Source organism: Paenibacillus rubinfantis, from assembly GCF_001486505.1.
In the GTDB taxonomy this organism is placed as follows: Bacteria; Bacillota; Bacilli; order Paenibacillales; family Paenibacillaceae; genus Fontibacillus; species Fontibacillus rubinfantis.
The window spans coordinates 591,639-613,753 of the sequence record NZ_LN909065.1 but is presented as its reverse complement, the minus strand read 5'-3'; the positions used below and the strand labels follow the sequence as shown (position 1 = coordinate 613,753).

At 54.7% G+C, this 22,115-nt stretch carries 21 protein-coding genes; 18 read left to right on the top strand and 3 right to left on the bottom strand.

Annotated elements, in window-relative coordinates; genetic code table 11:
- Window positions 1–7 precede the first annotated feature (7 nt).
- The 14 genes from BN3277_RS14295 (at window position 8) to BN3277_RS14225 (ending at window position 14,197) form a co-directional block, all read left to right on the top strand.
- Window positions 8–862: a MurR/RpiR family transcriptional regulator gene (locus tag BN3277_RS14295; protein WP_082691504.1), complete on the top strand. Its 855-nt coding sequence runs from the start codon at window positions 8–10 to the stop codon at window positions 860–862.
- 102 nt (window positions 863–964) lie between these two features.
- Entirely contained in the window at window positions 965–1,255 is a 291-nt protein-coding gene (locus BN3277_RS14290; protein WP_082691457.1) for a stage VI sporulation protein F, read from the top strand.
- A 242-nt stretch (window positions 1,256–1,497) separates the two neighbouring features.
- Complete coding sequence (locus BN3277_RS14280) at window positions 1,498–2,175, top strand: TetR/AcrR family transcriptional regulator (protein ID WP_059043716.1); 678 nt, start codon at window positions 1,498–1,500, stop codon at window positions 2,173–2,175.
- Entirely contained in the window at window positions 2,172–2,918 is a 747-nt protein-coding gene (gene map, locus BN3277_RS14275) for a type I methionyl aminopeptidase (protein ID WP_059043713.1), read from the top strand. The genes BN3277_RS14280 and map overlap by 4 nt, the downstream gene beginning before the upstream one ends.
- A gap of 202 nt (window positions 2,919–3,120) precedes the next feature.
- Window positions 3,121–3,507: a YhjD family protein gene (locus BN3277_RS14270; RefSeq protein WP_059043712.1), complete on the top strand. Its 387-nt coding sequence runs from the start codon at window positions 3,121–3,123 to the stop codon at window positions 3,505–3,507.
- Complete coding sequence (locus BN3277_RS14265) at window positions 3,504–4,739, top strand: DNA polymerase IV (RefSeq protein ID WP_059043710.1); 1,236 nt, start codon at window positions 3,504–3,506, stop codon at window positions 4,737–4,739. The genes BN3277_RS14270 and BN3277_RS14265 overlap by 4 nt, the downstream gene beginning before the upstream one ends.
- Window positions 4,736–5,071, top strand: a complete 336-nt coding sequence (locus tag BN3277_RS14260) for a YolD-like family protein (protein ID WP_059043708.1) — start codon at window positions 4,736–4,738, stop codon at window positions 5,069–5,071. The genes BN3277_RS14265 and BN3277_RS14260 overlap by 4 nt, the downstream gene beginning before the upstream one ends.
- A gap of 702 nt (window positions 5,072–5,773) precedes the next feature.
- On the top strand, window positions 5,774–8,020 hold the full coding sequence (locus tag BN3277_RS14255; protein WP_059043706.1) for a hypothetical protein: 2,247 nt from the start codon (window positions 5,774–5,776) through the stop codon (window positions 8,018–8,020).
- A gap of 23 nt (window positions 8,021–8,043) precedes the next feature.
- Window positions 8,044–8,802: a hypothetical protein gene (locus tag BN3277_RS14250; RefSeq protein WP_187380078.1), complete on the top strand. Its 759-nt coding sequence runs from the start codon at window positions 8,044–8,046 to the stop codon at window positions 8,800–8,802.
- Window positions 8,803–8,845: 43 nt separating this feature from the next.
- Entirely contained in the window at window positions 8,846–10,243 is a 1,398-nt protein-coding gene (locus BN3277_RS14245) for a glycosyltransferase family 2 protein (protein ID WP_059044820.1), read from the top strand.
- Between the two features lie 133 nt (window positions 10,244–10,376).
- The gene (locus BN3277_RS14240) at window positions 10,377–11,189 is read left to right on the top strand and encodes a response regulator transcription factor (protein ID WP_089153354.1); all 813 of its coding nucleotides are present in this window, start codon (window positions 10,377–10,379) and stop codon (window positions 11,187–11,189) included.
- Window positions 11,190–11,258: 69 nt separating this feature from the next.
- The gene (locus BN3277_RS14235; RefSeq protein ID WP_059044816.1) at window positions 11,259–12,599 is read left to right on the top strand and encodes a nucleotide sugar dehydrogenase; all 1,341 of its coding nucleotides are present in this window, start codon (window positions 11,259–11,261) and stop codon (window positions 12,597–12,599) included.
- A gap of 14 nt (window positions 12,600–12,613) precedes the next feature.
- Complete coding sequence (locus tag BN3277_RS14230) at window positions 12,614–13,540, top strand: hypothetical protein (RefSeq protein ID WP_232436426.1); 927 nt, start codon at window positions 12,614–12,616, stop codon at window positions 13,538–13,540.
- Window positions 13,541–13,690: 150 nt separating this feature from the next.
- Entirely contained in the window at window positions 13,691–14,197 is a 507-nt protein-coding gene (locus BN3277_RS14225) for a Crp/Fnr family transcriptional regulator (RefSeq protein WP_059043697.1), read from the top strand.
- Between the two features lie 79 nt (window positions 14,198–14,276).
- Here the strand turns inward: BN3277_RS14225 and hmpA are convergent, their stop codons facing one another.
- A complete protein-coding gene (gene hmpA / locus BN3277_RS14220; protein WP_059043695.1) occupies window positions 14,277–15,491 on the bottom strand; it encodes an NO-inducible flavohemoprotein in 1,215 nt (404 codons plus the stop codon).
- A gap of 445 nt (window positions 15,492–15,936) precedes the next feature.
- Here hmpA and BN3277_RS14215 point away from each other — a divergent pair, with 445 nt between their 5' ends.
- Both BN3277_RS14215 and ltrA read left to right on the top strand, forming a co-directional pair.
- Window positions 15,937–16,599, top strand: a complete 663-nt coding sequence (locus tag BN3277_RS14215) for a YitT family protein (RefSeq protein ID WP_059043693.1) — start codon at window positions 15,937–15,939, stop codon at window positions 16,597–16,599.
- Window positions 16,600–17,023: 424 nt separating this feature from the next.
- Entirely contained in the window at window positions 17,024–18,436 is a 1,413-nt protein-coding gene (ltrA, locus tag BN3277_RS14210) for a group II intron reverse transcriptase/maturase (protein ID WP_059041086.1), read from the top strand.
- Window positions 18,437–18,527: 91 nt separating this feature from the next.
- On the opposite strand, the gene BN3277_RS14205 is transcribed toward ltrA, so the two are convergent.
- Entirely contained in the window at window positions 18,528–19,016 is a 489-nt protein-coding gene (locus tag BN3277_RS14205) for a DinB family protein (protein ID WP_059043691.1), read from the bottom strand.
- Between the two features lie 135 nt (window positions 19,017–19,151).
- On the opposite strand from BN3277_RS14205, the gene BN3277_RS14200 reads away from it, so the two are divergent.
- Window positions 19,152–19,718, top strand: coding sequence for a CGNR zinc finger domain-containing protein (locus BN3277_RS14200; protein WP_059043689.1), 567 nt, complete (start codon window positions 19,152–19,154; stop codon window positions 19,716–19,718).
- 238 nt (window positions 19,719–19,956) lie between these two features.
- On the opposite strand, the gene msrB is transcribed toward BN3277_RS14200, so the two are convergent.
- Window positions 19,957–20,940, bottom strand: a complete 984-nt coding sequence (msrB, locus tag BN3277_RS14195; protein ID WP_059043687.1) for a peptide-methionine (R)-S-oxide reductase MsrB — start codon at window positions 20,938–20,940, stop codon at window positions 19,957–19,959.
- 454 nt (window positions 20,941–21,394) lie between these two features.
- Between msrB and BN3277_RS14190 the strand changes: the two genes are divergently transcribed.
- Window positions 21,395–22,093 (top strand): TerC family protein, encoded by a 699-nt coding sequence (locus BN3277_RS14190; RefSeq protein ID WP_059043685.1) that lies wholly within the window; start codon window positions 21,395–21,397, stop codon window positions 22,091–22,093.
- The last annotated feature ends 22 nt before the right edge of the window (window positions 22,094–22,115 follow it).

The window sequence follows — 22,115 nt, the reverse complement described above, 5'->3', positions numbered from 1 at the left end:
GATGACCGTGACGACGGGAAGCATACTTACGCAAATGGAGGCGGTACTGGAGCAACTGCCCGAATCAGAACGAAAAGCGGCCCAATATATTTTGACGGCTTCGGCGGAGGTCTCCGGCTTAAGTATTCATGCGGTCGCCGATAAAGCGGGGACCAGCGCCGCGGCGATTACCCGGCTATGCCGTTCGCTGGGGCTAAGCGGATTTCCGGATCTGAAAATGCGCTTGTCCGTTGATAATGCCAAACCGCAAAGACCGGGTTATTACGATATCGAGCGCGGGGAGACGATTCAGACCGTCATTCAAAAGACGGTTTCCAACAGTGTCCAAGCGATTCAGGATACGATGCTTCACCTGCAGCCGGAATTGATTGAGCAGGTGGTTGACAGCTTCCGACAGGCCTCCGTCATCCATATGTACGGGGTGGGGGCTTCGGCGATCGTCGCGGCAGACGCCGCACAGAAATGGCTGCGCCTGGGGAAGCAAGCGTTCGCGCTGCAGGACGAGCATCTAATTGCGGCCGCGCTGGCAAGCGCACCGCCGGGGGCCTTGTTTATGGGCGTCTCTTACAGCGGGAACACCAAGGAAGTGCTGCAATTGTTCCGGGTTGCCCAAAAGTACGGGGTTCGCACCATCGGCTTGTCCCGGTTCGGCAACCATAAAGTGTCCGAGCTGGCCGATTTGATGCTGTACACGCCGCAGGCGCCGGAAGCGACCCTTCGCAGCGGGGCGTCCGGCTCGCGGTTGGCGCAATTGGTGATGATCGATATTTTGTTCTTTGCGTACGCTTCAATGCAATACGAGGAGACGATCGTCAGATTAGGGCAAACCCATGAAGCAACAACGTTCCTCAAACAGAGCTAACGGGTTTCGAGCGGATTTGGTTTTTCAGGCACTATGGACAGCCTTCCCATCATATAGTAGAGGTGAAGTCCGGAATTGACGGGACAGGAGGTGCTAGTCACGGTGCCCAGTTATCATCAATATGGAATCAGTCCGCAGCTGGTCGAACGGGTCAAACTCAAAATGAAAAATCCGGCGATCAAGGAGCGGATCAAACAGGTCGTCGATAGCCTCACCCGCGCGGATTTGCAGGATCGCGTCAAGGTGCGCCGGCTCGTTCGAACGGCTGCTTCCGTGCTTGGCGAACGGCTGAGCGGCGCTCAAGAAGAGCAAATCGTCCAATTCGTCATCGATCAACGAATCGATCCGCGGAATACGCTTCATTTATTGCGGTTATGGGGAATGTTCCGCTAGAGTAGCGTATGATGGCGAGCGGCGGGACGGGTAACAAGGCCCTGGGGAACGTGCCCCGGCGGCCTTTTGCTATTTCCGGAGAGGGTTCTCGGGAAGGGATGAGCGAGGATTCCGCAGGATATGCTAAACAAGAACTCATCGACGAAGCGATCTGCATCCGGGAGTCATACCGCTTGCCAAATTTCTTCTTTTGTTTTATATTGACATGATAGTAGGTCAAAGATAAAAGGAGGCTGAGGCGGATGACCCCGCGAACGAAGGAACAAAACGAAGAGATCCGGCTACGGCGGCTTGCTCAAATTCGGATTGCGGCCGCCGACGTATTTCTGGATAAAGGATTAGCGCTGGAAATTCGGGATGTGGCGACCGAAGCCGGGCTCGGTTACGGCACGGTCTACCACTATTACAGCAATAAAGGGGATTTGCTGCACGACGTGCTATGGACGGCGATGGACCGGGCTGGAGAATGGATGGACCGGGGTGGCCCGGAGGATCAGGAAGCGGCTTCGGATCCCCTCGTGGTGGCAGGCACCCGCCTGCTGAAGCTGTGGGCTCAGGATCATGCCGTTTACCTGCTGTGCAAACTGGCGGCGGAAGGCTTCCGTCTGTTACCGGAAGCGCGGGCGTTGCCGCTGGCCGATGCGTTCCGCCGCGAGGTGCTGTTGCCCTTTGCGGAGGTGCTGGAACCCGGACTGCGGCGCGGGTCTGAAGCGGCCGCGGCTGCCAAAGCGGCGGGGTTAGTGGCTGAAGCGGAGCGCGTCCGGCAGGCGGAAATGCTGTTGGCTGCCTTGGCCGGCTGCGCCGGCTCGCCGCTGCGTCAAGGAACGCTGGATGGCGAGGCCGCGGACATCGCGCGTTTGTTATTGCATCGGCTGTCGGAGCGGACCCGATTGAACCTTGAAGGAGTGAAAGCCAAATGATCATCTTAAAATCGCCGCGGGAGATTGAAGAAATGAAGCGCGCGAACCAAATCGTCGCGGATTGTCATCGGGAGGTCGCCAAACGGATCGAGCCCGGCATCACGACGAAGGAAATCAATGATTTCGTAGCCCGGCATATTACGAAGCTGGGCGGCAAGCAGTTTACGAAAGGATACAACGGGTTTCCCGCTGAAACCTGCGCGTCGGTCAACGATGTCGTCGCCCATGGGTTCCCTTCGAACCGACCGCTGGAGAACGGTGATCTGCTGAAGCTGGATATCGTCGCGGAAGCGGACGGCTGGTTTGGCGATTCGTGCTGGTGTTATGCGGTAGGCCAGGTGAGTCCCGAGGCGGAGAAGCTGATGCGGGTAACGAAGGAATGCCTGGAGCTGGGGATTGCCCAAGCGCTCCCGGGGAATCGGCTGGGCGACGTAACTTCGGCGATCCAGAAGCATGCGGAGTCGAACGGTTATTCCGTCGTGCGCGATCTGCTGGGTCACGGGATCGGGCGCAGCCTGCATGAGGAACCCAACTATGAGCACATCGGCGTGGCGGGCAAGGGCATTCGCCTCAAAGAAGGTATGGTGTTCACGATTGAGCCGATGATTAACGAAGGTACGTTCCGCATTGCGATTGACGATGACGGATGGACCGCGCGTACAGCCGACGGCAAATGGTCGGCCCAGTTCGAGCATACGATCGCGTTAACGGCGGAGGGGCCGTTGATTTTAACTCTCCAATAAGGGTGAACAGGAAAACGAGGCTGATTCCCAAAGTCCGAAAGGACAAGGGGATCAGCCTTTTTTGCGCGCGCTGGCCCTGCCAAATTATCCAGCATAAACCTGTTGATATGGGGAATGTTTGTTCGTATTATGAATATAATAGGAACAAACGTTCTGACTAGAGGGTGAGCTTATTGACAGACAGCATGAAGAAGGGAACGGCATGAAACCTATTCCTTGGCAAACGCAGGAGGAGGCGGAGATGATCAAGCAGTACGTGCTGCTTCCGCTGCTGCTCGACGCGCTGGAACGGGACCAACGCGCATTGGCGTCGGCTTCGTTAAAGCTGCCGCAGGTGTATAAGGGGCTGATCGGCCTGCTGCAGAACGCCGCGACCGCCGATTTAACCCGGGTGCGGCAAAGCATGCGAGAGCATGGACTAAAGGTGTTTGAAGAGCGGCGGACGAAGCTGGGGATTGAGGCCCGGTATTTATGCCGGGGCTACACGTACGAGTTTTCCATGCTGTGGGGGTTGGTCAAAGCCGAACTGATCAGCCGGCTTTGCGCTTATCTTGGGATCGATGTGACGAAGGAGGGGATGTTCTCATGAAATCGGAACGCGTGGTCATGCTGGCCGACTGCCAGTCCTTCTATGCCAGCGTGGAGAAGGCAGATCACCCGCAGCATAAGGATCGTCCGCTGATCGTGGCCGGTGACCCGGAGCGCCGCTCGGGCATCGTGCTGGCTGCTTGTCCGCTGGCGAAACAGTATGGCGTGACGACGGCGGAGACGCTGGGCACGGCTTTGGCGAAATACCCGGACCTGGTGGTGATGCGGCCCCGCATGGAGCGGTACATCTCCGTATCGATGCAGATCACCAACATCATGAAGCAGTTTACAGACTTGGTGGAGCCGTACAGCATCGACGAGCAGCATCTCGATGTGACCGGCAGCCTGTCGCTGTTCGGCGAACCGAAGAGGCTGGCCCTGATGATCCAGGAAAAAATTCGCCGCGAGACCGGCATTTACAGCCGTTTCGGCATCAGCTACAACAAGGCGGTCAGCAAAATGGCCTGCGACAATTTCGCCAAGAAAAACGCCAACGGCCTGTACGTTCTGCCGCGCGAGGCGGTCTCGAAGGTGCTGTGGCCGCTGCCGATCCGGCAAATGTTTATGGTCGGCTCCCGCATGGAGCGCCACCTGCTGCGGATGGGCATTCGCACGATCGGGGAGCTGGCGAACCTGCCGCTGGCGCGGCTGCGGCAGCGCTGGGGCGTGAACGGCGAGGTGCTGTGGCGGCTGGCGAACGGCATCGATGACTCGCCGGTAGATCCGAACAGTCATCAAGGGGAGAAGTCGATCGGGCATGAAATGACGTTGCCCCGCGACTACTACTCGCTGGAGGAGACGGCGGTGCCGCTGCTCGAGCTGACCGAGCTCGTCTGCCGCCGCTGCCGGGAAAAGGGCTACATGGGCGGGGTTGTCAGCGTAGGCTGCCGGGGAGCGGATTTTGATCATCCGACCGGATTTTACCGGCAGATGAAGCTGCCTGATCCAACCAACGTGACCAAGCAGGTGTACGACGGGGTGATGCGGCTGTTCCGCCGTCATTGGGACGGCCAGCCGGTCCGCAAGGTGGGGGTCACGCTAACCGGCCTGGTGCGGGATGATGAATACCAGCTGACCCTGTTCGACGAGCGGCCGAGATACCAGGCGCTGGAGCGGGCGACCGATGAAATTAAACGCCGCTTTGGGGAATCGGCGATTTTTCGCGCGGTATCGCTGACCGGCGCCGGTCAGGCCCGGGATCGGGCCGGCAAGATTGGAGGGCATTACCGATGAAAGGAAAGTTATATGGCAACGGATTGTGGGAGTCGTCCCGGATGATGCTGCCGGAGCATAAGGAGGCGATTTTACGCAGCAGCCGCAGTGAGGAGCGCAAGCAGCGGACGGTCCTTGACGAGCAGGAGCTGGAGCGGATTTCCCGCATTCTCACGGCTTCGCTGCAGGGCAAAACGCAGGTGCGCCTGCGCCTCTTCGGGGAATGGCAGGGGCGTGAGGTCCTAGGAACCGTGACGCGAGTGGATCCCGGCGGGCGGCGGGCATGCCTTCAGACCGAGGCCGGCCCGGAATGGATCGCGTTCGCGGACATTCTAGGAGCCGAGGCCAATTAGCCAGGTCAACGGCGGGTAAAAGTGCGTAAAACGAACGTTAAAGGAATAGAGCTGCTGAACCGCCGCTGGCGGATCGGCAGCTCTATTTGTTAACGTCCGGTGAAATCTATTTTCCGTGTCCGGAATGGGCAAGTGCGGGAAAACGTCATTTTTTAGGAAGGAAGTCGCCACCCGAGTCAGGATGGCCCGACGGAAATCCGTCACTCCAAACGACGAAACAACGCTAGTCCCAAGCTGGGACCAGGGAAGCTTTTTTTAACTTGGGCTGTAACTAAGGCAAATCGTGGAAAACCGCATCATGACGCGATTTTCAGACAAGACTTTGGTATCAATTTTGTAACCATTATGGAAAAGGGTGTAAAAATTGAGCGAAACCTAGTTGAATTTTGTACGTCTATTATCACGAAATGACCCAGCCGGACAAGGATGCCGAAAATCCGTCTCCCCCGGAAAACAGCCCCAGCTGTAAAACACTCCCATTAGCCTAGTTACACGATAGGGGCGCTTGGTTCATGATAAATAGTGATTTTGAGAAGCGGAGGTGCGAATCGGCCATACTGCATCATCACCTGCATAGCTGCATAGAAAGCGGCCGTTCGAAAGGACGGTGCTCTCCGGGAAAGGCCGGGTACGGCTGGGGGCTTCGATGTTTCGGAACGTGCACGAAAAGAAGAACAGCGAGGTGAACTAAGGGTAAATCCGATGACAACATTAGCGAAAAAACGATTGGCGGTCGGGCTCGTGTTGGCGGGCATCTTGATCGCAGGCTGCGTGGTGCTGGTCGTGCTAAACTGGCCGCCGCCTCATTACAGCTATGCGGCCGAGGACGGAACCGAGCTGAAGTTCCGCACTAAAGGCGACAAGTTTTTAGCCTATGACGGGGAGAGCCGCTGGGAGGAGATGTTCGTTAAGGGCGTCAACCTGGGGGCGACGGTACCGGGACATTTTCCTGGGGAATTTCCGATTACGGAAGACGATTACTTGCGCTGGTTCCAACAAATTGACGACATGGGCGCAAACGTCATTCGAATTTATACGGTGCATAATCCGGTGTTTTACAAGTCTCTGGTGAAGTACAACCGGGACAAGGGGAAGGATCCCCTCTATTTCATTCAAGGCATCTGGTCACCGGAGGAGCAGCTTATCGAGCAGCAGGATGCTTATATTCCCGGGATCAAGGAAGCCTTTCACCGAGAGATTGAAAAAGCGGTCAAAGCCGTTTACGGCGATTTGAAGGCGCCAAAGCAGCCGGGAACGTCGGGCGGCAAATATACCGCCAACGCCGGTCCCTATCTGATGGCTTGGCATATCGGCACCGAATGGGATCCGGAAATGGTGGATAACACGAATCGCAAGCACGCCGATATGGCGGCGTATCAAGGGCAGTATTTTGCGGCGACGGGGGAGGCGAGTCCGTTTGAGAGCTGGTTGGCGGAGCTGGTGGACGACACCGCCCGGCAGGAGCGCGCTTACGGCTGGGAGCATCCGATTACCTTTACGAATTGGGTCACGACCGACGTGCTGAAGCATCCCGGCGAACCGCTGTTCGAAGAGGACCTTGCCAGCGTCGATGCCACTCATATCCAGCCGGTGAAATGGGAAGCAGGATATTTCGCCGCCTATCACGCGTATCCGTACTATCCCGACTTTTTCCATCTGGATAAAACGCTGGAGACGATCCCGGACGGGAGTGGGGACTTCAACACTTATAAGGCTTATTTGCAGGACCTGAAAGCTTACTATAAGGACATCCCGGTGATGATTACTGAATACGGTGTTCCTTCTTCGCTGGGCGTTTCCCATCTCGGTCGTGGTGGCCGGAACCAGGGGGGCCACAACGAGCAGGAGCAGGGAGAGATCAACGTCTCCTTGACGAAGGATATTTACGATACCGGGTATGCCGGCGCGATCTTGTTTATGTGGCAAGACGAATGGTTTAAGAAAACCTGGAATACGATGCGCTTCGAAATTCCGGAGGATCGGCGTTCTTTCTGGCTTAACGTGTTAACCAACGAGAAGCAGTTTGGCGTGTTGGGCATGGGCTCCGGCAAAGAAGACGACCTCACGATCGACGGCAAGCTGGACGATTGGGAGGCGCTGCCGGAGGGAGAAGTCCAAGCCTGGGATCGTCCGTCCCCGGGAATCGACCGGCTGCAGGTTACGCACGACGAAGCTTACGTCTACGTGGGGCTGCAACTAAGCGAGCCGTTTGATCCGGGCAAGCGGTTGATCCAACTGGGGGCCGATACACAGCCCGGCGGCAACCAGCCGACAGCAGAGCTTCCGGGGCGAATGCTAAGCGATGGCCTGGAGGCGATCGTGGCGATCGGAAGTGACGAGGAGACCGAAGTGCGGGTCGCGCCAAGTTATGATTTCCATCGCCGCTTATACGGACGGTACGGATATTGGATGCTGGATGATCCCACAGAGAAGCAAACCGTGGAGTTCCAACCCTGGAAACTCGCGGTCAGCTTGACGATGACGCCGCCCGACACCCGTTCGGCTCATCCGTTTCAGGACATGACCGTCGGCAAGCTGATTCGCGGTACAACCGATCCGGGAAGCGCCAACTTCAATTCGCTTGCTTCTTGGCAGTACAGCGGCAATGAGATAGAACTTCGCATCCCATGGATGCTCCTGGGCTTTGCGGACCCCAGCTCGCGGCAGGTCATAGACTACCGACCGCTGAAGGAGGACCGCGCGTTCTCGACAACCGAGACGGACGGACTGACCTTCGTGCCCTGGATTACGGAGCGGGGCGAAGCAGAAGTCCAGGGCCCGGGAACAGAAAGCGGAGCAACCGGGGAAGTGGTCACTTTAGACGCGTTCCCGAAATACGTATGGCAGCCATGGGAAACCGTACAGTACACGGAGCGGCTGAAGTCCGGTTATTACGCCTTGCAGGCGTTCTACCAGACCTTGCCGGATCGTCGGACCACGGGAGAATAACCTGGCGCCGAGAGGAGGAAACGATGATGGCGGGTCAGCATCTTGGCCTGGCAATTGCCTTTATTTATGTATGCCTGGGGCTGATCGTCATAGGCATGCTGCTCTTGTTTTATATGAAAATCCGGCATTTGCGCATTCAGCGCAAAACCAACGAATACCTGCGGAAGCATCAGGATTACTTCCTATTCCTTCAGGCTCATCTGGGCGATACGGAGGAGCTTCCTCTGCCGCCCGGCAAGTTGAGCGATCTGGAGCGGAGGGTGATCCAGCAGCGGGTGACCGAATGGATCGAACAGTTTAAGGGCGACTTGCAGCAGAACCTGATCGATTTATGCTATAACGCCGGTTTTGTCCGGGAAGACCTGAAGCTGCTCGACAGCTTATTCTATGGCCGGCGGATCGCCGCTGCTTACCGCCTTGGCGGAATGCGGGCGGCTGAAGCGGTGCCGCGGCTGCTCGCGATGTTGAAGCATCAGAAATACAGCCCGCTGAGTATCGTGCTTGCCCGCTCGATCGCCAAAAGCGCGGAGCACGAGCAGCAGCTCAGGGATATGCTGATCCATCTATTGCGCCACGGCAAGCCGATTCACCACCTGGCCGCTGATATTCTGATGGAGACGCGGCTAGACGCCAGCCGACTTCTACTTCAACTGCTGAAGGAAGATAACCCGGATCTGGTGAAGGTGGCGCTGGCCGCAATGCGGGGACAAGAGGTGCCGGGGGAGGCAGCGGCGCTGGGACGTTTTGCGTTTGCGCTTGAGAGGAGGGAGACCACTGCTTAGGGATATTTTGCTGATTTATGGACTGTTCGCGACGTATTACGTCATGACGGTCAACCTGGTTTATTTTTCGATTATGACGTTCTCGTTCCGCCAGATTCTGACGATCTTCCGCCGGGCAGCCTTTTCGAAATACAACACGTTATCCGGCTCCGAGCTGGTTCCTCCGGTTTCGCTGCTGGTGCCGGCCTTTAACGAGGAGGTCACGGTGATTGAGAACGTCAAATGCCTGCTGACCCTGAATTATCCGACCTATGAGGTGATCGTGATTAACGACGGGTCCAAGGACAACACGCTGGGCGTGCTGCGGGACGAATTTGAGCTGATGCCGCTGCCGAATCCGGACATTCGTCACACGATTGACTGCCAGCCGATTACGGCGGTGTACCATAATCCGAAATACCCGCATCTGTACGTCATCGACAAGCCGAACGGCGGCAAAGCCGATTCGCTGAATGCAGGGATCAACCTGTCGCATTATCCGCTGATCTCTTCGATCGATGCCGATTCGCTGCTGGAGAAGGACGCGTTGATTCGGATGGCTCGCATGTATATGGAGAATCCGGAGGAGACGGTGGCCATCGGTGGCGATGTCCGGATCGCCAACGGTTGCGTGATCGAGAACGGGGCGGTGAAAGAGGTTTCGCTGCCCCGCAAAATCTGGCCGATGTTCCAGGCTACGGAATACCTGAAGGCGTTCCTCGGCGGCCGGATCGGCTGGAGTTCCATCAATGGGCTGATCATCGTGTCGGGGGCGTTTGGCTTGTTCCGCAAGGATTACGTGATCGCCGTCGGCGGTTATCGCGGCGGGTATCCCGGCGAGGACATGAACATCATCATTAAACTCCACCGCTACATGCTGGAGAACAAGCTGAAATACCGCATCGCGTTTTGTCCGGAGGCGGTGTGCTGGACGCAGGCGCCGGACTCGTACCGGATCTTGTCCAACCAGCGCAAGCGTTGGGGCCGCGGAAACCTGAAGAACATGATCGAGAACTATGACATGGCCTTCAATCCGAAATACAAAGTGATGGGGCTTCTGACGATGCCGTACAACATTATTTTTGAAGCGTTAAACCCTTATTTCAAAATCACGGGGCTGCTCGCCCTGATCGGGTATACGCTGCTCGATATGACGCATTGGCGGGTTCTCGCGGTGTTCTGGCTGATCAATTTCCTCAGCGGTTACGTGCTCAGCATCGGGGCGCTGCTGCTTGAGGAGCTGGCATTCAAGCGCTTCAATAAGCTGTCGGATCTATGCAAGCTGCTGATGTTTTCGGCGTTCAAGTTTTTCGGTTACGCGCAGCTCGGGGGATTGTGGCGGATTCAAGGGCATATCCAATTTCTGCGCAACAACAATTCCTGGGGGACGATGACCCGACAAAGCTGGCAGGACAAAGGGGAGGCGGCCGCCAAAGCGACGAAACCGGCCAAATCCGCGTAGCTTTCGGGCATCTCTCCTGCCCCGCTTCGCGGCCGGGTGGCCGGAAAGGGGATGATAGGGCAAAGGAAAGGCTTGGATCCATGAAATAACCAAACTTTAGGATAAACTTACGGAAGAAGAAAGGCGGGAATGAATGATGTCAAACCTGATGGCACTGCATAACCAAACGGAACGATCCGGCTTATATGCCGATATGGAGCAACGCGTGAGGGAGACGGCCAACGAGGTGAACGGGGTGCTGTTCATTTATTCCGCAGGTGGCCCCTCTTACGTGGCTTCCCAAGTGCGGGGAATTCTGGAATCTGAACCGGGACTTCACTTTGACGTATGGGGCGGGGATGAGCCGGGAAGCGTGGCGGTGCTGCTGCCGGGTCTGACGCTGAATGCCGTCCACTATCAAGGCTTGCGTCTGAAGCAGCAGCTGCAGGAGCGCGTTGCCGATTATCGTCCGCAGATGGCGCTGGCCAGCTTCTCCTCGCGGGCGGAGATTACGCCGCAGCTGCTAAGTCAAATGGAGGAAAAAGCCAAGCAGAACTACTCTGACGATATTCATATTTTCACCAAAGCCGACCTGTTGCTTGTTAAAAGTCGGATCCTGATCGTGGAAGGGGACCCGGCGGTTCGCGAGTTTCTGCAAATTCGATTGAATATGCAGGGGTATGAGACGATGACGGCCGATAACGGCACGACCGCCCTGGATTTGATCGTCGATTGGAAGCCGGATTTGGTTCTGACGGAGCTGAACTTGTACGGGATCGACGGTCTGCCGTATATTCATGAAATCCAGAAGGTAGGCGGCGAAGAGATGCCGAAAGTCGTCGTCCTGACGGAGCAACGGGTCGAGAAGACGATCAGCTTGTGCTTTCAGAACGGGGTGGACGACTACATTACGAAGCCGTTCTCTCCGGTGGAGCTGGACGCCCGAATTCGCCGCTGTATCCAATAATCGGACCCGAATCAATGACAGACAAAAAAATGGAGGTAGAAACCTGTGAATAATCATTACCAGAAGCTGATGAATGCGATTGAATCGAAAACCGCCGTACTGGGCGTTGTGGGTCTAGGCTATGTCGGACTGCCGCTGGCGGTCGAAATGGTAAAGCAGGGTTTCCGGGTCGTTGGGATCGATCTTGATGCCACGAAAATCGATAAAATCCAGCGCGGAGATTCTTATATTCACGATATCTCTTCACAAACGTTGGCGGAAGCGATGGCCTCGGGCCGGTTTCTGCCGACCACGGATTATGCGAATTTGTCCGAACTCGACGCGGTCAGCATCTGCGTGCCAACGCCGCTAAGCGAAAATCAGGACCCCGATACCTCCTATATCGTCACCGTGGTGGATCAGTTAAAACGCTATATGAAAAAAGGCATGCTGATCACGCTGGAGAGCACAACTTATCCAGGAACGACCGAAGAGCTGATCCAGCTGGAGCTGGAAAAGCTGGGTTATACGGCCGGCGAGGATTTCTTCCTGTGCTTCTCCCCGGAACGGGTCGATCCGTCCAATTCAAAATTTAATACGTACAATACCCCGAAGGTCATCGGAGGAACCACGAAGGCTTGCCTGGATTTGGGGACGGCGCTGTATTCCCGGTATGTCCAAACGGTCGTACCGGTCTCTTCGCCCAAGGTAGCGGAGATGTCCAAGCTGCTGGAGAACACGTTCCGCAGCGTGAACATCGCGTTTGTGAACGAAATGGCGATGATGTGCGACCGGATGGGCATCGACATCTGGGAAGTCATCGACGCAGCGAAGACCAAGCCGTTTGGGTTTATGCCGTTTTATCCGGGACCGGGGATCGGTGGTCACTGCATTCCGTTGGATCCGATGTACCTGAGCTGGAAAGCGAAAGGCTTCCGCTTCTACAGCCAGTTCATCGAGCTGGCGCAGTCCACCAACGACAACATGCCTTATTACGTCGTGAATAAGACGTCCAAAATCATGAATGAATACGCCAAATCGATCAAAAAGTCCCGTATCCTGATCCTCGGCATGGCGTACAAGCCCGATATCGCCGACCTGCGCGAATCACCGGGATTATCCGTATATGAGCTGTTTAAGGACAGCGGAGCGAACGTGGAGTATTATGATCCGTATGCCGCCAGCTTCCGTGAAAAATCGGGAGGCGTGGTACACAGCGTCGCTTACGAGCTCGATAAATTCAAAACCTACGATTGCATCGTCTTGGTAACCAATCACAGCAATTTCGATTACGAGGGAATCGCTCGCCTCGGCGTGCCGATCGTCGATACGCGTAATGCGTTCCGCGATTATCCGCTGCCTCATGTTTATAAGATCGGCCACTCCGTTGCTCAGGTTAACGAAGAGACGGCGGCGCTGATCGTAGGTTAAGGGTAAGAAGGTTGATGTTCAAAAAGCCGATTTTCGTCCGCCTTCGGGCGTTTTCGGAAGGTAAACGGCCGGTCCTGCTGGCGTTCGGCGGGATGCTGGTGATGGCTTTGCTTGTTTTGTTGGCTTTTATCCGGCCGTCGGGTTCGCAAGCCAAAGCCACCTGGATCTGGGAGACTACGGTGATCGAGCAGCATCCTGCCGAGCTGCTGGACTTTGTCCGGAAGCAGAGCGTGGATACGATCTTCCTGCAAATCGGCGGCGGGGTGAAGCCGGAAAACTATCGCAGCTTCATCCGGGCCGCCGCTAAGGACGGTATCCGGGTGCATGCCTTAAGCGGCCATCCGGATTGGGCGCTGCGGGAACGCCGGAACGAAGCCGAGGCGTTTCTGAAATGGGTGATCGACTTCAATCGGGAAGCGAAGGCGGAAGAACGGTTTGCCGGCATCCAGCTGGACGTTGAGCCCTATCTGCTGGACCGCTGGCAGAAAGACCAAGAAGCCGTGGTGGAGCAGTGGATGGAAGGCGTCCGCGCGTGGACTGAAGAGGCGCGGTATAACGATCTAGCCATCGGCGCGGCCGTTCCGTTCTGGTTGGACCAAATTGACCATCCAAGCGGGACCTTGAAGCTGCCGCTCGGCGACTGGATGGTAGACCAGTTCGACTATTTGGCGATTATGGCTTACCGGGATGCCGCGGGCCGCATCTATGAAATCTCGCAGCGTACGCTGAATGAAGCGGATCGACAAGACAAGCGGGTATGGGTTGGCGTCGAGTTGGGTGAAAGTCGGGAGGGGCCCGGCATCTCCTTCTATGAGCAGCCACTTGCGTCGCTGAACCGGGAAATGAAAAGGTTGGAGGAGCTCGGAAGAAAGCACGACTCTTTTGCCGGGATCGCCGTTCACAGCTATGAAGCTTGGCATAACAAACTCGGCGGGCCGTGAAAAACCAAAAGCTGTCCCACAGATATAGACGGGACAGCTTTTGAATTGTTTGGAGATCTTTGCGCATGAGACCCGGACGTCATTAGGACAGCCTTCTCCGTTTTTGCTATAATAGAATTAATTGCGTTTTGTGGAAATGGAGAGATTGGCATGATTTTACATAAGGGTGAAATCCTGTTCCGCCAAGGGGACGACGGTTCTTTTCTGTACCATATCAAAAGCGGGCTGTTCAAAGTAACGCGCCTGCACGAGAACGGGAACATGGTCTTGTTTAATATTTTGTACCCGGGGGAAACGGTGCCTCATCACTCCCTGATTACCCCAAAAGAGGTGCACGGGACGGCGATCGCCTTAATGCGCAGCGAGGTTGAGGCGATCCCGGCGCAGGTATGGTACCGCGAGCTTCAAGAGGATCCGAAGAAACCGCTGGAGGTCGCGCAGCTCCTGCAGGAGAAGGTGCGGTTCATGCAGGAGCGCCTTGATCATTTGACGGTAGGAACGCCGGCTGAACGGTTGGAACTGCTGTCGAAATGGCTGGGACAGCACGCCCATGGCGTACCTTTGACCGATTATTTAACCCAGGAAGAGATCGGCCAGTTGATCGGCGTGCGGCGAGAGACGGTGAACCGGCTGCTGCGCGGCCATGGCCACGAGTAGGCTTAACCTGATGACATGGCAGCAAAAGAGCGGACGACGGGAGCTTTCCCGGGTCCGCGCTTTTGTGCTTCTCCCGTTGTTAGTTGAGCGTATCCTCCAGGCTGTCCGCCGGGCCAAAAAATTCAAAGTGAATCCGCTCGTCGGGTACACCCCACTCCTTCAAAGCGCGGCGAACCGCCTTCATAAACGGAACCGGGCCGCAGAAATAAAAGTCGCTGTCAGCGGCCGCCACCGACTTCAGCCAAGCCAGATCGATGTAGCCGGTTTTATCGCTGCTTTCGCCGGCTTCCGGCGTTTCATAAACGGTGTAGGTACGCAGGTTATCATGAGCCTGCGCGAGTTCGACAACCTGCTCCTTCATGGCGTGGAACTTACCGCTGCGGGCAGCATGGATATAGACGATCTCCCGCTGGGCTCCGCTTTGCAGCGCCGTTTCCAGCATGCTCATCATCGGCGTAAGGCCAACGCCGCCGCTAAGCAGCACGAGCGGCAGGTTCGACGATGGATCCAGCGTGAAATCGCCAGCCGGCGCGCTAAGCTCAAGTACGTCGCCTTCTCCGATGCGGGTGTGCAGATAGGTGGAGACGACGCCTGCTGGGCGACCTTCGACCGCATCCTCCCGCTTCACCGAAATCCGGTAATACGGCTGCCCCGGTGCCGTAGATAAGCTGTAATGGCGCAGATGGGTAAACTCCTGGCCCTCCGGTTTTACGCGGACGGTTAGATATTGCCCCGGTTCATAAGAGGCGATCGCTTGACCGTCCTGCGGCTTCAGATAGAACGAGGTGATTACATCGCTCTCCTTCACCTTGCGGTCAACCACAAAGCGGCGGAATCCGCGCCAACCGCCTTTTTTCTCCGCGGCTTCCCGATACATTTCGGCTTCAACGCTGATAAATACGTCCGCGATGACGCCATAGGCTTTGGCCCAGGCGTCAAGGATCTCCTCGGTGGCAGCGTCGCCGAGCACGGTTTTGATGGCAGCGAGCAGGTTCTCGCCGACGATCGGATAATGCTCCGGCTGAATCCCCAGCGCCCGGTGCTTCTGGGCAATGCCGCGAACGACCGGAAGAATCTCCTCCAGACGGTCGATATGTGCGGCGGCGGCGTAAACCGCGTTGGCCAGCGCCGTAGGTTGCTTTCCTTGACGTTGGTTGGCATGGTTAAATACGTTGAGCAGCTCGGGATGATTTTTGAACATCGTCTGATAGAAGGTTTTCGTAATCGTTTGTCCGTGGACTTCCAGAACCGGTACGGTTGATTTGATGATAGCAATGGTTTGAGCGTCAAGCATCGGTGAACCCTCTTTCCTGGAAATTTTGTTCCATCTCAGTATAGGGAGCGTGGGGAGGCCGAAAGGTGACTACCGTCACATCGAAAGTTTCCGAAATGTGAACTGTTACTAAAATGCAATGACATCTATCACATTATTCGCCCAAAAATAAAAAAGCTTGACGGCTGTCCCGTGGAGTCATGATTCGATTTGTGGTATAATATGAATAGAAGAAATTCTAACAGAAAGGATCAGGATACCATGTGTCCCCGAAGGACGAAATCCCAAAGGACGATTTGGAAACGTTGTGATCTCTCTTATACTTAGCTCCTTTCGTAGATAGTCGGTAATTCGGCGACAAACCTACGAAAGAAGCGTGAAATCATGCGAAGGATGAACTCCTCATGGATCTGCTCTGTAGGGTGTTGCCGAAAGGTCAACCAAACTACGATAAGAGGGATTCCAAATGAGGACAAAAGCAAGTTGGCAAACGTACAGTACTCGATTATTAACGATGTTAGCTGGATCTAGTTTATTGGCGTTTACGTATTACCACATCAATTTTCAGAACGGATTGTCGGAAGGCGGATTTGTCGGCTTGGCTTTGCTTGGCAAATACCTGTTTAACCTGCCTCCGGCCTTAACCATGATCTTGCTGGATTTGCCGATCGTGGTACTCGCATGGTGGCTGAAAGGCCGTAAGTTCGTCATCCATACGATCGCAGCTTCGCTGACGTTCTCTCTGGTCTACGAGCTATGCGAGCAATATTCGCCGCTGACGATGAACCTGCAAGGCAATCTGCCATTGGCCGCGTTATTGTCAGGTCTGCTCACCGGTTTCGGGGCGGGACTTGTGCTGCTGACAGGCGGAGCGAGCGGCGGGGACGATATTTTATCCATGCTGCTAAGCCAGTGGTCCGGCATCAAAATCGGTACGATGTTTTTCATCATGGATGCGATCGTGCTGACGGTCTCCTTGTTATATTTACCATTCAAAGAAACGATGTTTACCATATTGGCCGTGCTGATCGCCGGCAAAATGATCACCTGGACCGTCCATTACGGTCAAGGACAATTGACGCCGATGCGTCTGCCTAACCCATTGAAAGAGAAAACGGCTCGAGCTTAAGGCTCGGGCCGTTTTTTTTAGTGCGCCACGCATGGCGCGTAGCTAGGCGGTGAAAGTCCGCTATGGGGGCTGGCAGTTGCCAACCATTAGCCAAGAGCAAGGGTGTCCATCGTGAGGTGGAATCTGAAGGAAGCTGGAGGCAAAGTCCCGGCCTGAGGAACACGAATCGCATCAGGCATCCAAAGTGGGATGAGTCTGCTAAACAAGACGAAATCCAATAAACTGCACGGACACGCGGATGTAAATGCGGCGGGTATACGGGATGAAAGTTACGCGTCTTACCGTGGGAGGTCTCATGGACGTGAGGAGATGAATTTCAAATCATGGTTGAAACAAGATTTATCATGAGAAGTCAGCAGACGCCATAGTACCTCGGTTAGTCGACAACTTGAGGGAAGGGCTGAACCTAAGGAGGTGTGGGTTAATGAATGGTACCGAAACAGGAGTCAAGTGCAGCCAACTTCGAAGAGAAGGCTCGACGCAAAACGTACATGCGGAACATGGAGAATATGCGGGAGCGCACAGTCCTGAGCGGATACCTGAAACCGACAGCACCGACGCAACCGAGTCGAAGGACGAGTTGCTTGAGAAAATCGTTAGCAGAGACAACATGAACGAAGCGTTCAAGCGGGTCAAAACTAACAAAGGATCTCACGGAATCGACGGGATGGGAGTAGATGAACTTCTACAATATCTCCGAGAGAACGGAGAAACCATCAAGGAATCCATTCTGGACGGAACCTACCGTCCGAATCCTGTTCGAAGGGTAGAAATCCCGAAAGAGAACGGAAAGAAGAGAAACCTGGGAATTCCTACGGTTGTTGACCGAGTTATCCAACAGGCGATCGCTCAAGTGCTTACCCCGATCTACGAAAAACAGTTTTCGGAGAACAGTTTCGGATTCCGACCCAAGAGAAGCGCACATAACGCTATTCAGAGAAGCCAATCAAACATCGAAGAAGGGTACAAATACGTGGTCGATATGGACTTGGAGAAATTCTTTGACACCGTTAACCAAAGCAAATTGGTGGAAGTCTTATCCCGAACCATTAAAGACGGGCGGGTCATCTCGCTCATCCACAAGTACCTGAAAGCCGGCGTTGTCGTGAAGCACCGCTTCGAGGATACGGAAATCGGCGTACCGCAAGGGGGCAATCTGAGTCCAATTCTCAGCAACATTATGCTGAACGAACTGGACAAGGAACTGGAAAGCCGCGGGCACCGCTTCGTGCGCTATGCGGACGATCTCCTGATCTTCAACAAAAGCAAAAGGAGCGCGGAACGGACACTGGAGAACATTCTTCCCTTCATTGAAAAGAAGTTGTTTCTCAAAGTGAACCGGGAAAAGACAGTGGTGGACGAGGCGTGGAAGGTTAAATTTCTTGGGTTCTCCTTCTACAAAAGGAAAGGAGAGACACGAGTCCGCATTCATCCGAAATCCGCTGCCAAGATGAAAGCCAAAGTAAAGGAGCTCACGTCCAGAAGCAACGGGATGGGAAATGAAGAACGAGCCGAAAAGCTTAGACGCTACATCATGGGGTGGATCAACTACTACAAAATAGCGGATATGAAAAGTATGCTCCAATCCACGGATGAATGGATGAGAAGGCGGATTCGCATGATCTTCTGGAAGCAGTGGAAACGAGTGAGGACGAAATTCGAGAAACTGCAATCGCTCGGAATCCAAGGACAAAAAGCATGGGAATACGCAAACACGAGAAAGGGCTACTGGAGAATCTCCAATAGCCCCGTCCTCTCGAAGTCCCTCGGAAATAACACCCTCAAGGGCTTAGGATTTCTCTTCTTCTCGGATTATTATCGACAAGTAACTGCGTAAACTTAGGAACCGCCGTATACCGAACGGTACGTACGGTGGTGTGGGAGGTCGGCTACTCAATTAATGGGTAGCCTCCTACCCGATTGGGTTTTTAGGATCTCCAGGATCCCTGCTGTCTGCGGATCAGCACGATTTGTCCTGCATGATAGGCGTCATGCAGCATCCAGCGGGAGAGCTCGCGTCCGTACGGCTCGCCCGTATTGGCATAAGGGGCATCCAATTCTTCAGCGGTCAAAGCGGCGATCGCCTCGCGCAATTCCAGCTGGATTTGCTTCGTTTCGGCGAGGACGTGGGCCCAAGCGGCTTCGTCCTGAGCTCCTCCGGTACCGTTGAAGCTCTCTTCGTTGGTTTCCACGCGAGCGCCCGGTTCGGTTCCTTTCAAACGGCTGAGGATCCGCCCGTTATAATAATTGATGTGGTTGACCGTTTGCCAGATCGTGTTGCCACCTCCCGGCGGGGCCCAAGCGGCTTGCTCGGCGGTCAAACCTGCCAACGCTGTCGACAAGGGGACGATCCATTCCTCTACCTCCCAATTATTGTCCTTTTGCACTACGAGTAAATCCAAGGCCGTGACGCTCATTCCAATTCCTCCTCCTCATCCATGGTAACTGGCTAATTAAGATTTTAAGGGTTACAATGGTATTGTAGCAGATGAAATGAGAAGTGTAACCATTTATTGATTAATTAGATCGTTACAACCTTGGGGGCTTTTGACGTGGAGACATTATGGAGCGATTTTCTGAACAGCGAATGGCATGATTGGCGGGGGAGCGGACGCAGCGAAGATCGGCTGGAAAAGCCGGCTTGGCAAGAACGGTTGCTTAGCGAATGGCAATTGACTGCTCCCGTACCGATGCCAGCAGAAGAGGCCTTGGCCATGCGTGATTTTCGGGAGCGCCTGCATGCCTTGACGGTCAAATTGGCGAAAGGCGGCAGCATGGACGAAGCGGATTGGCAGTTGCTGAATGAGCAGTTGGCACTGGATGCGGTAAGCCGCCGATTGAGCGGAGAACCGGGAGCCGTTCGGCTGGAATTAGTTCCGGTGACGGAGGACTGGCGCCATGTACGCGCAGAGATCGCCGCCAGCTTTGGTGAAACGCTGCTTCATGGGGAAACGGCAAGGATTCGGGTGTGCGATAACCCTGATTGCCGCTGGTTTTTTTATGATGATACGCGCAATCGGACGAAGAAATACTGCGATGATAAAATGTGCGGCAACCTGATGAAGGTACGGCGGTTCCGAGCGCGCAAGAAGGCGGATCCCCCAAATCCAAAGGGGTGAACCATTGGCGTTCGAATAATTAACAAAAGAAGACTTGTGGACCAACTGCAAAAGTGCAGCTAAATCTCGGCTAAATCTACCTTTTCCGCTGATGAAGTGCATAAGTGCATTTCATTCGGGGGGAATTCCAGAAAAAGTGGTGATTTGCCGGAAATAGACTGCACTTTTGCATTTGATCACCTGAATAAAGCTAAATTAACTCAGCGGAACTGCATTTTTGCATTTCATACTGCAAGTTCTATTCCTTAGAAGGAGATTCAAACAAATCTAGATACTCCCCGTATCCTTCCTTCTCCAGATCGGCCTTTGGCACGAAGCGGAGCGCCGCGGAATTGATGCAATATCGAAGCCCCGTTGGTTCGGGTCCGTCCTCGAAGACGTGGCCAAGGTGGGAATCGCCCAGCCGGCTGCGCACTTCGGTGCGGATCATAAAATGGCTGGTATCGGTTTTCTCCTTGACATGATAGCTGCGCAGCGGGCGTGTAAAGCTGGGCCAACCGCAGCCGGCATCGTATTTGTCGCGCGAGCTGAACAGCGGTTCGCCGGAAACGACATCCACATAGATGCCCTCTTCCTCATGATCCCAGTACTCGCCTGTAAAAGGTCGCTCGGTCGCGTTGTTTTGCGTCACTTCATATTGCATCGGCGTCAGCCGGTGTTTTAGTTCCTCTTGATCCGCCGGACCGGACCAGTGACGTTCCAGGAAATCCTCGCGGCCGGATCCTTTGCGGTACAGCTTATAATGTCCCGGATTCTTCTTATGGTATTGCTGGTGATACTCCTCGGCAGGATAAAAAGGCGCCGCCGGTAGAATCGGGGTGACGATCGGTTTGTCGAAGCGTCCGCTTTGGGCCAGCTCCTGCTTGGAGGCCTCTGCTTCCAGATGCTGCTGCTCATCATGGTAAAATATCGCAGTACGGTACGATTCCCCGCGATCATGAAATTGTCCGCCTTCGTCCGTCGGGTCGATTTGCTGCCAATACAGCTCAAGCAGCTTGCGGTAAGGAAACACGGTCGGGTCGTACGTGATCTGTACGGCTTCGTAGTGGCCGGTATGTCCGGCGCAAACCTCTTCATAGGTAGGATTAACCGTATGACCGCCGGTGTATCCGGAAATGATGCCGTGAATGCCGGGCAACTCCTCGAATGGCGATACCATGCACCAGAAGCAACCTCCGGCAAAAGTGGCTAGTTTGACATTGGAATTTGACGCTGGACTCATTGTGATCCCTCCGTTTCGTTTATTATTATAACTTGTTTTGTCACCAAACCCAAAATGCCTGGATAAAAGGCTGGTGCTCTCCTAAAGTACGTGCTATAATAATTCCATTAAACATGCATGGTTCCCAAAGGGGAGTAGCTGCTACAATAAAGTCGTCATTACGGGAGTTATACATACCCCCGGCTTTATTGGCAACGAACAGTTGTTAGCGAGACCTTTGCCCGTAGCGAGTATTGGGTGAAGGTCTTTTTTGATGCATAAATATGCGTCGTGCCCAATACGGACACGGCGTATTTTTTTTGGATCCTAGATGGGGATTCTTCCCGTAGTCCCTGCCGTATCAATCGGCCTCCAGCCCGTTACACTACCTATTATGACGATCGGTGGTCGATCGCAAGGCGGTTTTCCAAAAAGAATGGGTCTGCTGCATGGAAAATGAGAAAGGGGAGAAAACATGGATTTATTTTCGCCGGAATTTTGGATGGCTTTATTTTCCATCGTCCTGATTGATCTCGTCCTAGCAGGGGATAACGCGATCGTGATCGGGCTTGCTGCCCGCAACGTCCCGCACAAGGATCAGAAGAAAGTCATTATTTGGGGAACCGTGGGTGCGGTTGTGATCCGGGTGATCATGACGCTGCTCGTCGTGCAGCTGCTAAACGTCCCGGGATTGCGTCTCGCCGGCGGTCTGGCTTTAGTTTGGATCGCATATAAATTGTTGGTCGAGGAGAAGAACCACGAAATCAAAGCAGGGAACCAAATGTGGGCGGCGATCCGCACGATTATCATCGCCGATGCGATGATGGGCCTGGATAACGTGCTTGCGGTAGCCGGGGCTGCACATGGCGATACCTTGCTGGTGATCATCGGGCTGGCCGTCTCCGTACCGATCATGGTTTGGGGCAGCACGATGATTCTGAAGCTGACCGAACGCTACCCCATCGTCATCACGATTGGTGCTGCAGTGCTGGCTTGGACCTCGGCTAAGATGATCGTCGAAGAGCCGTTGATTCACGATTGGTTCGCCAGCGCTTGGATCAAATACGGCTTCGAAGTTCTTGTCATCGTTGCGGTCGTGCTGCTGGGTACTCAAATGAAGAAACGCAAAGCGCGTCTTCGTCAACAAGCCGTACCGCAAACCAACGGGGGATAATAGTTATTGAACAATAAACAAC

Excerpts from the sequence above, each read along its gene's own strand:
- BN3277_RS14260 (WP_059043708.1), top strand. The coding sequence starts at position 4,736 with ATGAAAGGAAAGTTATATGGCAACGGATTGTGGGAGTCGTCCCGGATG.
- BN3277_RS14255 (WP_059043706.1), top strand. The coding sequence starts at position 5,774 with ATGACAACATTAGCGAAAAAACGATTGGCGGTCGGGCTCGTGTTGGCG.
- hmpA (WP_059043695.1), bottom strand. The coding sequence starts at position 15,491 with ATGCTTGACGCTCAAACCATTGCTATCATCAAATCAACCGTACCGGTT.
- BN3277_RS14270 (WP_059043712.1), top strand. The coding sequence starts at position 3,121 with ATGAAACCTATTCCTTGGCAAACGCAGGAGGAGGCGGAGATGATCAAG.
- BN3277_RS14205 (WP_059043691.1), bottom strand. The coding sequence starts at position 19,016 with ATGAGCGTCACGGCCTTGGATTTACTCGTAGTGCAAAAGGACAATAAT.
- BN3277_RS14240 (WP_089153354.1), top strand. The coding sequence starts at position 10,377 with ATGATGTCAAACCTGATGGCACTGCATAACCAAACGGAACGATCCGGC.
- ltrA (WP_059041086.1), top strand. The coding sequence starts at position 17,024 with ATGAATGGTACCGAAACAGGAGTCAAGTGCAGCCAACTTCGAAGAGAA.
- BN3277_RS14215 (WP_059043693.1), top strand. The coding sequence starts at position 15,937 with ATGAGGACAAAAGCAAGTTGGCAAACGTACAGTACTCGATTATTAACG.
- BN3277_RS14190 (WP_059043685.1), top strand. The coding sequence starts at position 21,395 with ATGGATTTATTTTCGCCGGAATTTTGGATGGCTTTATTTTCCATCGTC.
- BN3277_RS14280 (WP_059043716.1), top strand. The coding sequence starts at position 1,498 with ATGACCCCGCGAACGAAGGAACAAAACGAAGAGATCCGGCTACGGCGG.
- BN3277_RS14250 (WP_187380078.1), top strand. The coding sequence starts at position 8,044 with ATGATGGCGGGTCAGCATCTTGGCCTGGCAATTGCCTTTATTTATGTA.
- BN3277_RS14245 (WP_059044820.1), top strand. The coding sequence starts at position 8,846 with ATGACGGTCAACCTGGTTTATTTTTCGATTATGACGTTCTCGTTCCGC.
- BN3277_RS14235 (WP_059044816.1), top strand. The coding sequence starts at position 11,259 with ATGAATGCGATTGAATCGAAAACCGCCGTACTGGGCGTTGTGGGTCTA.
- BN3277_RS14225 (WP_059043697.1), top strand. The coding sequence starts at position 13,691 with ATGATTTTACATAAGGGTGAAATCCTGTTCCGCCAAGGGGACGACGGT.
- BN3277_RS14230 (WP_232436426.1), top strand. The coding sequence starts at position 12,614 with ATGTTCAAAAAGCCGATTTTCGTCCGCCTTCGGGCGTTTTCGGAAGGT.
- map (WP_059043713.1), top strand. The coding sequence starts at position 2,172 with ATGATCATCTTAAAATCGCCGCGGGAGATTGAAGAAATGAAGCGCGCG.
- msrB (WP_059043687.1), bottom strand. The coding sequence starts at position 20,940 with ATGAGTCCAGCGTCAAATTCCAATGTCAAACTAGCCACTTTTGCCGGA.
- BN3277_RS14265 (WP_059043710.1), top strand. The coding sequence starts at position 3,504 with ATGAAATCGGAACGCGTGGTCATGCTGGCCGACTGCCAGTCCTTCTAT.